We start from the raw sequence: 14,023 nt of genomic DNA on the forward strand, positions 1-14,023 counted from the left end.
ATATATGATGGTCAGCGGCATTCACCGGCCTACAAAAATAATCGTTGATACACAGGCAATTACAGAAAATGTATCTCAAGAAGTTGCAAGGCTTCCAAAAGATAGAGAACTTTTCGCTGTAGTTAAAGCGAATGGGTACGGGCATGGAGCTGTTGAGGCAGCATACAGTGCACGTAGAGGAGGCGCAACGGGGTTCTGTGTCGCTTTATTGGATGAAGGCATAGAATTAAGAGAAGCCGGTATTACGGAGCCTATTTTGATTTTAGGTGTAGTAGAAGCAATGTACATAGAGTTATTGTTGGAATATGAGTTATCAGTAACAGCAGCGACACAAGAATGGCTTGAGGAAGCACAGGAGATATTAATGGGGATATCTGCTGAAAAGCAGTTGAAAATACATATAAAAGTAGATACCGGAATGGGACGCATTGGTTTTCTCTCTATTGAAGAAACGCTTATTGCTGTAAAAACGGTTCAAGAAGCTCCCATGATGGTATTCGAAGGAATATTCACACATTTCTCAACAGCGGATGAAATCGATCCAGCTTATTTTATGAAGCAGGAAACTTTTTTCAACGAGATCATCGAACGTTTGCCGCAGCGGCCGCGCTATATTCACAGTGAGAACAGCGCTGCAGCATTGTGGCATCCGGAAAGTCCCGGGAATATGATTCGCTTTGGTATAGCGATGTATGGTTTGAATCCTTCCGGAAGGACGATTTCTGAGACCTATCCATTGAAACCTGCATTGGAGCTGAAAACAGCGTTGATCCAAGTGAAGGAGCTTCCTCAAGGCTCAGGGATAGGCTATGGCAAGACATATGTCGTTGCTTCACCGAAGGAATGGATAGGAACATTGCCGATCGGCTACGCTGACGGCTGGCTGAGACATATGCAGGGGTTTTATGTTTTAGTTAATGGTGAGAAATGTGAAATTATCGGAAGAGTCTGCATGGATCAGTGTATGATTCGATTGCCGGGATATGTACCCAACGGCACAGAGGTTACCTTGGTTGGAAAAAACGGTGGAGAAGTGATCACCCTGCAGATGGTGGCGGATCAACTTTCGACGATTCATTATGAAGTAGCCTGCACATTTTCACAACGGATACACAGAGAATATAAATAGGGAGGATTACCATGGTCAAACGCGGAGATATCTATTTTGCAGACCTCTCTCCTGTTGTTGGTTCAGAGCAAGGCGGTATTCGACCGGTCTTGGTTATACAGAATAATTTGGGGAATCATTTCAGCCCGACAATCATTGTTGCGGCTGTCACAGCTAAGATGGCTAAACCGAAATTACCTACACATATCGGAATCAATTCAGGGGAGACGGGAATCGAAAGAGACTCAGTGATTTTATTGGAACAGATACGAACAATTGACAAAGCCAGGCTGAAAGAAAAAGTTTGTCACCTGGGAATGGATGTAATGACAGATGTAGACCGAGCTTTAGGAATCAGCATAGGGATACTTGAAGCGGAAGAAGCAGTGGATACATATCAGATATAATGGTTTTGACATTTAAGAAATGGATCGACCAATGGCTATACATAGTGAGGAACGCTGAAGGACAATTTTTCTAAAATTATCCTCTTCGGGAATCTTGATAACGCGGCTTTTTTGAACAGTTACTAGCGAATAGAAAAAAAAGTTGGCAAGAATAAAGTGTAATGTTACAATGGATTATGTATAATTGGGTAGAAAATAGATAACTTCACACAAATGATTAGTGTTTTTATTATGTTATAAAGGGGTTTTTTATTTGGTCATAATCATTATAGGCATCTTAGTCATCGCCATGCTGGCCTTTTTCAGCTACGAACTGGTTAAAAGAATTAACCTTGATCGGCTGCCGGCAGACAACACAAAGATGCAGAGAAAAATCAATGTATACAGGCAGCAGGAAAATAGCCGCCTGATCGTTTCCATCATCGTTGCACTAATTCTCATTTCATTGTTTTTATTAGGGATTCTTTATCAACAGTACACATTGGATCAAGATAATGAATCATTGAAAGCGGAAGTGGAAACGCTTGGAGGCAGCAAGAGTGCTACAGTTGAAGAATACACGGAAAACAGCTTGAAATTAGCTGATTTTTCGTGGGGAAAAATCGTGGAAAGTCAAGATGCTGCAGCTTTAAAGAATTATGAGCTGCAGCTTTCCAGAGAATGGCAGCCTTTTTTTGGTGAAGTAAGTGTGACGATCGTCAGAAGTCAGAACACGAATTCACTGACGATTTCTGTATTTTCTTCTTCTCTGGCTTATTCCGGGTTTACTACAGCGGAAAAAAATGTAGAGAAATTTGTGACAGAGTTGAGCAGTGTGCCGGAAGTCGCTGTGCTGGATTTCAATTTTACATATCGTGATAAGACAAACACGTTGACGAAAGAGTCAATGGTTTACTCGAAGGACGCTCAAGATGAAGGGCTAAAAAAAGTAGAACTTAAGTAAGTGATCGAAATAATAAATTTTTTAGAGAATTTTAAGATGGGGTGTAGAACAAATGGCAAAGAGACGGTTAATTAAAAAGATTAACGAAGTTTCTGATGAAGAATTGGCACAGGATGTGTTGAATTCGGAAAGCAGTACAGAGACTGTTGGAAGTTCTGCTGTTTTGAATGAACAGCTTGAAAAACAGGAGCAGGAGATTAGACATCTAAGAGAACTGCTTGAAGAGTACCGTCTGCAGGAAGAAGATTATGAGAAAGAAAGAGATGAAAATTTCAAACTATCTCAGCAAAATAAGCAGCTGGCACTTAAGGTTGAAAGCCATCAGGATGAGATGGAAGCCTTGGCAGACAAGAACGATGAGCTGGAAACACTATTGAATCAGCGTGAAGCTGAAATCGATGAACTGAAGAGCGAACAAAGCGTATCTTCTTCAGCGGAAGCTGAAACCCTGAAACAGCAAATTCAAGAGTTGCAGGAAGAAAATTCTGAAGCACAAAGACAAATCAGTAATCTGGAAGCTGAGCTTTTAGTGAAAAACCAAGAGCTGACAACGAAGATTTCAGAAAAAGAGCAGGAAATTTCACAACTGCAAACGCAACTATCATCTCGTGGGGCAGTGACGGAAAAACAAGAAGCATTGGAGACGGTGAAAATGGAATTAGAAGAATTAAATAGAAAACTTCAAACTCGTGAAGAAGAAAATCAGGCTCTTACCCAAAAAATTGCCGATCTTCAACAGAAACTGACTCAATTGGAAGATGAAAATAAACAACTGGGCAACAGAGCTGCATCTCTGACAACAGACACATCTGTTGCTGGTGCAAGCGAACATGTACAAGAATTGAAGAAAGAATTGGAATCTGTTATTAGAGAAAAGAGTGAAGTTGAAAGCACTCTTGGACGAATTCAAGCAGTAAACGATAAGCTTTCTGTTCAGAAGGATGTTTTTGAAGCTGAGCTTGCAACATTAAGAGACAGCTATAAACTGAAAGAAGCTGAGCTGGAATCAGTTAAATCTGATCTGGGCGCACTGCAAAGCGGATCTGCAACTGGTGAAGTGAAGGGCGAACAGCTGGCTGAACTTTTACAAGCGAAACAGCAAATCAACGATTTACTGTTGAAGAACCAATCATTACAGGAAGATGCACTTAAATCTCAACAAGAGATCGGTGAAGTAATGGTTTCTGCTAAGAAGGAAGCAAATAGAATCATCAGCGAAGCACAGGTAGAAGCGAAGCATATGATCAACTCGGCTGAGTTGGAAATGCTGAATATCGGTAATCGTGCGAAAAACATTTCAAATGAAGTGGAAGAATCTAAGAATGAAGTTATGACTATCTATCGTGAATTGGAAGAAAGATTGAACAAGCTTTCTCGATTAGATAAAAATGGAAACTAAGAGCCAGTGAGGAGTGATTCGATATGAAAAAGAATAAACTGAAGATAACTGCTGCATTGTTCTTTTTTAGTGGAATCCTTGGACTGTCTACTTACTTGATGAATACGACGGCAATTGAAGGGTCGACACCTGAAACAAGTGCTGTATCCAGTGAAGAAAATAAGGATGCAGTAGTTACTACAAGCAGTACAAGTGTTGAGTCAACTACAGACGCTGCTGCGGAGAGCACTCCGCCAGTAGAGGAGCAGCCGGCTGCATCAGAAGAACAGCAGCCTGTTTCGGAAGAGGAACGGCCAACAGAAATCTATACTGTTCAGCAGGGTCAGAACCTTTGGGAAATTGCTCAGACAACAGAGATGTCTCTACAGGATTTGATGAATATCAATCAGTTAAGCAATAGCGCCGTCTTTACTGGGCAGGAATTGCTTGTAGAAAAATAGACACGAGTTACACAAAAGTATAAAAGAGTTTTCAGTTTGGTCAACAAAAGCTGAAAACTCTTTTAGTTTTTAGCTGTTTATATGGTAAATTAGACAGCATTTTGTTATCCTTAAAAAGATAAGAGTGTAAATTGAGGTGCAACATGGATGAGTTTGTAGAAAACCTGAAAAGAATGAAACGTGAAGGGGATTCCCAAGCAGGAAAACGCCCAATGACGAATAAAAGAAAAAAAATAGATCTCGCTGGTCAAACTAAAAAGACTGAAGAGAAGAGAAAACTAAAAAGAAAACCTGAGAGTGAGCTTAAACAGCGTCCAGAGGCTCAGGAAGCACCTGAAAGACCTCGGGTGATCGAGAATAAGGTTAAGAAGAAAAAGCCTGTAGAAAGAAAAACAGGGCCTAAAAAGAAAAGACGAAAATTGAGCCCCGAGGAAATCGAGCGTCGCAGAAAGAAGAGACAAAAGGAACAGATACTGGAAATCATAAAATTTGTTCTGCCGGTTGTTATCATGGCTGCGATAGTCTTTGTTTTCATTTTCAAAACATCTCCCCACATGGTCGATGGAGATTCAATGAATCCGACTTTGATCAATGGCGACAAAGTGATCGTAACACGTACTAAGCAGCCTGAACGCTATGACATCATTACGTTCGATCCTCCTGTTGACAGCGACTTTCAATATGTGAAGCGTGTAATCGGGATGCCAGGGGATGCGGTGTGGGTCAACGGTACAGATCTTTTCATCAATGAGGGCGGAAATATGCCTGAGAATATTGAAGAAACTGCAGCTAATAATCTGCCTGACGGTACAATCAAGGTGACGCTCTCCTCCAAAGCGCTAGAGCAGATGGAGCAGATTGATAAGATTCCTGAAAACTGCTACTTTGTTTTAGGGGACAATCGGACGAATTCAACAGACAGCCGTGACTTTGGACTTGTCGGGAGCAGTTCGATCGAAGGGATCGTTTCTTTCCGTTACGGCCCATTAAGTTCTATTGGTTGGATCAGCTAAAAATAATTTTTTGAAACAGAAATAATTTATAGTTGTGTTAACTCCTTCGATAGAATTTTAATAAAAATTGTAAAAAACAAAAAACATTGTATAAAGGACAGTGACTTAAGGCCTTTATACAATGTTTTTTTATTTTTTTGTGATTTCTTTCAATTAGTAAAAATAAGATAAAGACGCTATTTCTGGCAACAATTCTCAGTAAATTACGATTTCACTTAGAAAATAGAGAACTTTAAGAAGTTTTCTTTGCTATAATGAATTTGTCAAGATAGATGCCTAAATTATTTATTGAGCAGCTGTAAAATCAATTGCTCAACTTCATTCATATCATAATTATTACCAATATCAGAAAATACATAAGTGATTTTCTGCTTTTCAGAGATATGCTCACTATAAATGTTGGACAGTAATATATCATAGTAGCTATCCTCTTGGTACAGCTCTGCTTTGATTGGGTATTTATGCCCCAACACGTTATCCAGATGTTGAATAACCAGTTCACCGATAAAAGGATTCAGGGAATGATAGACACCAATCACGATTTTTTCCTCATTCAATTCGGCGATATGATTCAGGATGATCGTGTAGTTGATTTCTGTGAATCTGTTTTCAAAACGATCCTTGTCTTCACTGGAATCGAATTTTTCGGAAGCGAGTTCCATGATTTCGTGCACTTCATTTCCGGAAAACGGATGACGCTGTGCATGGATGATCGATTCAATGGTCCAGTTGTCAAAAGGCAGGATGAATCCGTCGAAATAGTAGAGTCTTGAGTGAAGCTGGAAAAGCAAGTTCTCAATATAAGCTAGTCTTGAAGAAGAAGCGTAGCTGGATAAATATCCTTGCTGCTTCAAATATTTTAAGATTACTTTGTTCATATAATTAAGATATGAACTATTTTCTCTCTGTGCTTCAGCTAAGCGGAAAGCAAAAGCTGAGTTAGGAGAAAAATTATTCATTGAACAAAAGAAGTCATAAAACATATATGCTTCATAAATAGAGTATGGACGATCGATTTTTTTCATATATGTATGGAAAGATAGATTGATTTCTTCAAATAAAGGACGATCCGGATAATCATAATTCGGACTGATAACTGGATTGAACTCTGTAGTCATTCGACGTAAAGATATTTTCATCCATAGCTTTATTTGAAAGACTTCAGTAGGATCAAAGGTCACACTTAATGATTCCTTCAATGTATCTACGAATCCAAGATATTGATTTGAAGTCTCTTTTTCCAACTCTGCCTTGTCTTCAAAAAGGAACCAGAAAAAGTTAAAGAAGAAATAACGAATCTGTTTCTCCTCACCAACCAGTTTTCCTCTCTTGATTTGTAAGCGAAATTCCTTCAACAGCTCGTTCAGTTCAGTTACCTTTCTATAATAGGTTGCAGAGCTGATGGCATAGGTTAGTTGGAAATAATCGCAGCTTACTTCATTTTTTTGGAAAAGCTGATTGACCATCTGAAATTTTATGGATTTATCAAGAAAAAGAAGGACTACTTTCTTCAAAGGAAATCCGAGTTCTTTTCTTAAATAAAGATTATCCCCTTCAGCTGTGATCTTTACTTTGTCAGCAATGCCGTTTTCATCAAGAAATTGGCGCAAAAAAGAAAGATACTCATTTAGAGTAGGTAAGCTTATTTGGAACGCTTCAATTAGTTTACTTTTAGTTGACTGACCTTGATTGTTATATAAGAACAATAGAATATCATTCATATAGTCATAGGGCTTTTCTAAAAAATCTCGTTTTAGCATGATAGACACCTCACTTTAAGGATACTTGATTCATGATAAAATGGCAATATTAATCTGAGAAAAGAATATTATTTAAAACTGCCGATTTCCTTTTTCATAGAAGTTATATATAATAGAACCAATGGGTGTTTCAGACTCTGGTATTAATGGAGTTTACCTGAAGGGAGAATGGAATTTTGAAAGTAATAATAATTGGAGCTTCTCATGGCGGTCTTCAGGCGGCCTTGACTATAAAGAGATTAGACCCGAAAATCAAAATAGTCCTGATAGAGAAAAGAGATAATATCAGCTTTGTCTCTAGTGGTATTATTATAAAACTGAATGAGATGGTGGACGAACTGGATGACGTTCGCTATACGTCTGCAGAAGAGCTGCAGAGTCTTGGAATAGATATTTATTTAGAAACTGCAGTGACAGCAATTGACCCGGAACGTAGGGAAGTAAGCTATGAGTTGTCGACAGGAGAGCGATCTGTCGAAGGTTATGATAAGTTGATCCTCGCAACCGGCTCCAATCAATTCTCTTTGAACCTAACTTTACCAAATAATGATCGAATTTCCTATTTTAAGAGTTATACAAGCTCTTTAGAAGCGTTACATAAGTTAGAAGAAGCAAAAAGCATATCGATCGTAGGCGGAGGATACATTGGCGTGGAGCTTTGTGATGCGCTGAAGGACAAAGGAAAAGAGATTCATTTGATTGAAAGTGCGGATACGATATTATTCCGCTATATAGATAAGGAGCTTTCAGAAATCCTCGAAAAAGAGATGATGGAAGCTGGTATCCAGCTTCATCTGAATGAGACGGTATTGAATTTCAAAAATACAGAAGAGCTTCCTTTTGTAAGTGAAACTACAACAGAAGAAATCGAGAATGAGTATGTCGTGATTGCGGTCAATGCCCGTCCTGATACCAAGCTTGTTCAGGATTTTCTGGATTTGAATTCTAATGGTACGATTCGTGTGAATGAGCATATGCAGACCAGTGATCCAAATATCTATGCATTGGGTGATGTTGTGTCTTATCCAGTTCATAACAGCTTCCGTCATTCATTTATTCCATTAGTGAATAATGTTGTCCGGAGTGCTACTGTGGCGGCGATGAACGTCGTAGGTAATCCGATGAGCTATACAACGACACAAAAAACAACAGCAACGCATGTTTTCGGCCACTACATTGTCAGTACCGGACTAACGGAAGCAGAAGCGGTTTTTGAGGGAATTGATGTAGAAAGTATCTTTTTGAAAATACCTTATCAACTTCCATATTTGAAATTACAGGAAGATGTCTATATTAAGCTGGTGTTTTCTAAAGGAGAGAATTATCTGATTGGTGGTCAAATCATGTCTACCAAAGATGTTACTCAGATCATCAATACGTTATCGTTGGCGATCGAGAAGGAAGTAACCTTGAATGAGCTGGTAACAATGGATTTCTACTTCAATCCAACGCTGAATAAGCCAATGGGAATCATTAGCCAGGCTGCCTATGAATTTATGATCAGAAAGTACAAGAAATAATAAATAGAGATACAAAAAACTTGAAGCATCCTTCCAGAATAGGAAGGATGCTTCAAGTTTTTTTATGTTTTTTTTAAAAGCTTTCGGTATTGGTCAGGAATAAATCAAATTATTATCACTTATGGCTGATTCATCTTATAATAAGGAAAATGTTACAAGGAGGAATTACTTATGAAAAAACAGGAACAGCTTTTCACTGATTATATGATGGATGAAACTTTGGAAGAGCATAAAGAGGAAATGAAAACAGTTCTTCAGGAAATGACTCAAAGAAAGCATAGAGGCGAGCTGGATAAAGCATATTTAGCCGGAATCATGCCGCGACTTTTTTCGTATTTAAATCCCGATAAGGTGGCAGAAGCAAAAGGAGTCATTGAGACATTCTCAAAATAACGGCAGTTGTCCATGTGGAGAAATAGAAGAGAACCATCTTAAGAAGAAACAGCTGTATAAGATAGCATCTCTTGCGTCGTCGTGAGGGACAGCGGTACTTTGGTGGAAAGAACTGTCATTGTCTGGCTTGTGGTGCAGCAATAGCTCCCTGAGTAAACAAACAGTCAAAAAAGCCGGAGCTGTCTGCCCCTCAGTTTTTTCATGTAGATAAAACTTTAGAGATTCTTTAAAACAACAGGTCTGATTTACGACAAATCAAAAAGGTTGTCTAAAAATCAGGTTATCGACGAGCATTCAAGCTGTTGCAGTAAAAGAAGATGTGCTAAAGTAAGTCCGTTATAAGGAGCAGGTGAGAATATGAGACATTTGAAAAACACGTTTACATTATTTATTTTGGACTGGAAACGAATTTGGAAGAATCCGATTGCGGCGTTATTGATTGTAGCATTGATGATTATTCCTTCTTTATATGCATGGTTCAACATCAAGGCATTATGGGACCCCTATGCCAATACAGGCGAGCTGCCGATTGCAGTCTATAGCGATGATCAGTCTGTATCTTTTCAAGGGAAAACAATCAGTATCGGTGATGAGGTTCTGACGAACCTTCATGAGAACAAGCAGCTTGGCTGGAAATTCGTTGATTCGAAAAAGGAATTGGATGAAGGCGTGAAATCCGGGAAATATTATGCAGGTATTTATTTGCCTAAAAATTTTTCAAAGGACTTATTGAGCTTTACTACCGGAGAGATAAAAAAGCCGGAAATCATCTATTCTGTCAATGAAAAAATCAATGCAATTGCACCGAAAATTACAGATAAGGGTGCTACCTCCTTGCAGTCAGAGATTTCCTCTCAGTTTATCAGTACAGCCAGCAGTACCTTGATCAAGGTGTTCAACGAAATTGGCTATGACATCGATTCTAACCTAGTCAGTATCAACAAGGTCAAAAATCTGATCCTGTCAACAGATGAAAATATAGATACGATCGATTCCTATGTGCAAGAGGTCGTTGAGCTGCATGACAAGATGCCGGAGATCAAAAGCAAGCTGGCAAAGGCTGACGAATTTGTCGATTATATTCCTCAAATCGATGCGTTGGCTGGAAAAGTCACTGAGCTGAATGATAAGATGCCGACAATCAAGGAACAGGCAAAGGTCATCCTGACTTTGCAGGAAAAAATACCGGAAATTCAAAGTGCCGGGGATCAGCTGGCGATGATCGATGAGGATTTTGCGTCTGTGGAACAGGTAATGAATGATGGAATCGAGGAAGCTAAGCAAGGACTGACGATCATTCAGACTGTTCAGAAATCATTGCCGGATATTCAAAAGCTGGGCGAACAAGCTGATCAGTTGGGGACTCTTACTTTGGATGGGGCAACGAAGCTTCAAACAGCGCTGCCGAGCATCTCCAGCAGCGTCAAGGTTACATTAGAGTCAGTTAAAACAATCAGCTCGAATGTTTCAGCGATCACCAGCCAAATAGAACAGATGCTGGTCGACAATGAGTTGACGCCGGAGGAACGAACATCACTGAAGCAGCTGCTTACACAATTTTCAACAAGCCTGGGTGGTCAAACAACGGCTATCCAACAGTTGACAGAGCTGCTGACCAATATTCAGCAATCTGCCGGTAATCAGAATCTTCAAGGAATCATTGATCAGTTAAACAGTATCAGTACACTGATTCAAGGGATAAAGAGTCGAGTAGATGCGATAGATGTAGATACGATTTCTACGACGGAGCTTCAGACGATCTTAAGTGAAATCACTACTACAGCGAATAGCATAGCTGCAACAGCGGAAAGCATCGATACTGATCAGATCACAGCGACAGTCAATAGCTTGCTGACAAGCGTGATCGATACGATCACAACGGCAAAAGGTGTGTTGTCACAAGCACAGCAGATCGATTTTACCTCACTGTTAGCTAAAACTGAAAATACCGTTTCAACGGCAATCGGCATTCTTGAAAAATATCAGGGGCAAATGCCGGCGATCAAGCAGGAGGTTCATGATGCTAATATATTGTTGAATGACAACATGGACACCATCGTAAATGGCATCAATAAAGGTGCAGATCTGTACAACAACGATCTGCCTGTTGTAGAAGAGAAGCTGGGACTGGCGGCAGATTTCATCAAAAATGATTACCCCGGCATAAAATCAGATATTACCGATACCTTGTCCATGGTCGATCAAAAGCTTCCTCAGGTAGAAGCGGTTCTGAATCAAGCGAACGATCTGATCAAGAATGACTGGCCGAATATCAAAGCAGGCCTTCATAAAGCGGCTGATGCGATTCGAAAAGGAGAAAGTGAAGTCGATCTGGGTGAGGTCATCAAGCTGTTGAAGCTGGATGCCACATCAGAGAGTGAATTCTTCACTGAACCTGTAGAGGTAAAAGAAAATCAAATTTATCCAATCGCTAATAATGGTTCTGCCAGCACGCCGTTCTATACAGCATTATGTCTGTGGGTTGGAGCAGTTCTATTTTCAAGTATTGCGACAACGGATTATTACTTGGAAGGAAAAGACAAGAAGCGTTATTCTAAGAGAGAAACGTTTTCTGCACGTATGCTTACCTTTATCGTTATGGGGTTGGCACAAGCATTGATTGTTACACTGGGAAATTACTTTTTGCTTGGTGTGGATGTTAAAGACCCCGTATTCAGTGTCTTATTCGCCTTGCTGATTGCATTGAGCTTTATGACACTGGTCTATGTCCTTGTGGCACTCTTTGGAAATGTCGGGAAAGGGATCGCCATCATTATCCTCGTTCTGTCCATTTCAGGAGGTGGCGGGAATTATCCAATTCAAGTTTCCGGAAAGTTCTTCCAATTGATCAACCCCTTCCTGCCGTTTACACATGCAGTTAATCTATTGAGGGAGTCAGCAGGCGGGATCTACTGGCCGAATGCTTGGAAGGCAATCATCATTCTGACAGTCTTAATGATTGTTGTCGGGATTTTAGGTACGATATTCTATCCGATTCTTGAACCTAAAATGAAGAAGCTTGCGGAAATATCCCATAAGAGCCATATTTTCCATTAGAATAATGAAGCAGACAGTGTACCGAAGTCGAAGGACCGGTGCACTGTTTTTTTATAGTAAAAAAACTAGGCAGTCCTAAGATTAATGAAATGGTAGACTAAGACTAAAGCATTCGGTTTTTCTAAACAGTAAGAAGATGGTAAAAAAAGCAGAATATCGTGTGCAAATCGAAGGGAATTGCGGTATATTTTTAAAATACTCTAAAAAAAGTTGGGATGGCTATGATAAAAGGAATGCTTGATAAAGTTGAAAAAAAATACGGAGGAGGAAAAGATCCTCGAACGAGTTTTGGGATATTTGCCGGTGTTATGGGGCTTGTCTCAAACCTTCTTTTAGTAATTGGGAAATTCTCTATCGGTTTTCTCTCTGGAAGTGTGTCGATCATGGCCGATGCAATCAATAACCTGTCGGATACGATTTCTTCTGTGTTGACCTTGGTGGGTTTCTATATTGCCGGGAAGCCAGCAGACAGAGAACACCCTTATGGACATGAACGTTTTGAATATATCAGCGGGATGTTTGTTTCCTTGATGATCACATTTGTCGGTTTCCAATTTCTCCTTACCTCTATCGATCGTATTAGGCAACCGCAAAGCATCAGTTTTTCTTGGGTCACATTGATTGTGTTGCTTCTGTCAGTCTTTTTGAAGATATGGCAAGGAGGTGTCTATCGTGATATTGCGAAGAAAATTGATTCTGATACACTTGTCGCGGCTTCAAAGGACAGCTTGAATGATGTGTATACAACGATTGCTGTTCTGGTATCGACTGCTATTGAAGGGATTACAGGCCTTCGTCTGGATGGGTATATCGGCGGAGCGATTGCGGTATACATTATTTATAGTGGGATTCAGCTGCTTTGGGGCTTTATCAATGAACTGATGGGAATCCGACCGGATCAGGAAGAAATCGATAAGATGAAAGAGTTTCTCTCTTCCTTTGATGAAATCGTTGGCTACCATGATCTTTTGATCCATCAATATGGACCGAATAAGATTTTTGCTTCTGTGCATATTGAGGTAGATGATCGCTGGGACTTGAACAAAGCTCATCAGGTAATCGATCAAATCGAGGAAGTATTCAAAAATAGACTGGGTGTAGAGCTGGTTTGTCACGTCGATCCGGTAAATCTGCACGATGAGCAGCAGCAGTTTGTCTATCTACAGCTCAAAAAGATCATCACTGCAATTGACCCGATTTTGAAAGCACATGATATTCGTTTTGTGTCGCATAATGAAGAAAATGTGTTATATTTTGATTTAGTAGTGCCAAGTAAATATAAAATGACTGATGAAGACATATTGAAAGTTATACAAGAAAATATAAATAAATCCGTTGGTTCATGCCTTTTAAACGTTACATTTGACCATAATTATTTATTGTAAAAGAACGGTAGTTCTCTTTTTCTCAAATAATTTCTTTTTCTTAAAAAAATCTGATAAATAAATAAGATATTTCCATGTTATTCTTAACGTTAAGGAGTTGAGAGAGATGGATTTAGCATTTTTAGCAATCATGTATTTTTTTGTCGTTGTTATCATCGTGTTGAGTTTTCTATTGGTGAAGGAAAAGCAATTGATGTATCGACTATTGGACGAACGGGATATCTTACAGGAAGACCTTCAAGCATTGAGGATAGAGAAAGTTCGTTTGAACCATGACCCATACATGGAGGAAGAGGAAATGGATCATCTGACGGATGATGAACCAGAGTACGAAGTAGAATTCCAGCAGGAAATCGAGGAAAGACCACAAACTAGAAAGCATCTTGAATCAGTTTTTGCTGAGAATGGCTCTGTAGAGCGGAGACAATCTAAAGAGCGAATGATTGATAAAGAGAATTTAGATAGAACACCAGTAAGAGAGAAACAGCCTAGAGACATGGAAGAGGAAGAGCCTTTTATTGTCTTGAATAATCGAACACTGTCACGATATGAAGATGAACTGTTTCGAAGAGAAGAGTAGCAAATGATTCAACAATGA

Annotated in this window: 12 protein-coding genes; 11 read left to right on the forward strand and 1 reads right to left on the reverse strand. The window is 39.5% G+C overall.

Annotation, left to right across the window (positions count from 1 at the left end):
• Positions 1-7 precede the first annotated feature (7 nt).
• The 6 genes from alr to lepB all read left to right on the forward strand — a co-directional run bounded on the left by alr (position 8) and on the right by lepB (position 5,310).
• Positions 8-1,129, forward strand: a complete 1,122-nt coding sequence (gene alr, locus I6N96_RS11080; RefSeq protein WP_209557749.1) for an alanine racemase — start codon at positions 8-10, stop codon at positions 1,127-1,129.
• An 11-nt stretch (positions 1,130-1,140) separates the two neighbouring features.
• A complete protein-coding gene (locus I6N96_RS11085; RefSeq protein ID WP_209557608.1) occupies positions 1,141-1,515 on the forward strand; it encodes a type II toxin-antitoxin system PemK/MazF family toxin in 375 nt (124 codons plus the stop codon).
• Between the two features lie 253 nt (positions 1,516-1,768).
• The gene (locus I6N96_RS11090) at positions 1,769-2,458 is read left to right on the forward strand and encodes a hypothetical protein (RefSeq protein ID WP_245186936.1); all 690 of its coding nucleotides are present in this window, start codon (positions 1,769-1,771) and stop codon (positions 2,456-2,458) included.
• A 52-nt stretch (positions 2,459-2,510) separates the two neighbouring features.
• Entirely contained in the window at positions 2,511-3,857 is a 1,347-nt protein-coding gene (locus tag I6N96_RS11095) for a coiled-coil domain-containing protein (protein WP_209557609.1), read from the forward strand.
• A 23-nt stretch (positions 3,858-3,880) separates the two neighbouring features.
• Positions 3,881-4,297 (forward strand): LysM peptidoglycan-binding domain-containing protein, encoded by a 417-nt coding sequence (locus tag I6N96_RS11100; protein ID WP_209557610.1) that lies wholly within the window; start codon positions 3,881-3,883, stop codon positions 4,295-4,297.
• A gap of 143 nt (positions 4,298-4,440) precedes the next feature.
• Positions 4,441-5,310, forward strand: a complete 870-nt coding sequence (gene lepB / locus I6N96_RS11105; RefSeq protein WP_209557611.1) for a signal peptidase I — start codon at positions 4,441-4,443, stop codon at positions 5,308-5,310.
• 281 nt (positions 5,311-5,591) lie between these two features.
• Here lepB and I6N96_RS11110 read toward each other — a convergent pair whose 3' ends face one another.
• A complete protein-coding gene (locus tag I6N96_RS11110) occupies positions 5,592-7,070 on the reverse strand; it encodes an AcpB/EbpR/MafR family transcriptional regulator (protein WP_209557612.1) in 1,479 nt (492 codons plus the stop codon).
• 176 nt (positions 7,071-7,246) lie between these two features.
• On the opposite strand from I6N96_RS11110, the gene I6N96_RS11115 reads away from it, so the two are divergent.
• The 5 genes from I6N96_RS11115 (at position 7,247) to I6N96_RS11135 (ending at position 14,005) form a co-directional block, all read left to right on the forward strand.
• Positions 7,247-8,590, forward strand: coding sequence for an FAD-dependent oxidoreductase (locus I6N96_RS11115; protein WP_209557613.1), 1,344 nt, complete (start codon positions 7,247-7,249; stop codon positions 8,588-8,590).
• Positions 8,591-8,761: 171 nt separating this feature from the next.
• Positions 8,762-8,983, forward strand: a complete 222-nt coding sequence (locus I6N96_RS11120; protein ID WP_209557614.1) for a hypothetical protein — start codon at positions 8,762-8,764, stop codon at positions 8,981-8,983.
• 357 nt (positions 8,984-9,340) lie between these two features.
• Positions 9,341-12,040, forward strand: a complete 2,700-nt coding sequence (locus tag I6N96_RS11125; protein WP_209557615.1) for a YhgE/Pip domain-containing protein — start codon at positions 9,341-9,343, stop codon at positions 12,038-12,040.
• Between the two features lie 221 nt (positions 12,041-12,261).
• Complete coding sequence (locus tag I6N96_RS11130) at positions 12,262-13,425, forward strand: cation diffusion facilitator family transporter (RefSeq protein ID WP_209557616.1); 1,164 nt, start codon at positions 12,262-12,264, stop codon at positions 13,423-13,425.
• 106 nt (positions 13,426-13,531) lie between these two features.
• On the forward strand, positions 13,532-14,005 hold the full coding sequence (locus tag I6N96_RS11135) for a hypothetical protein (RefSeq protein WP_209557617.1): 474 nt from the start codon (positions 13,532-13,534) through the stop codon (positions 14,003-14,005).
• Positions 14,006-14,023 lie beyond the last annotated feature (18 nt).

The sequence above is a fragment of the Enterococcus larvae genome, from assembly GCF_017830045.1.
GTDB lineage: Bacteria > Bacillota > Bacilli > Lactobacillales > Enterococcaceae > Enterococcus_L > Enterococcus_L larvae.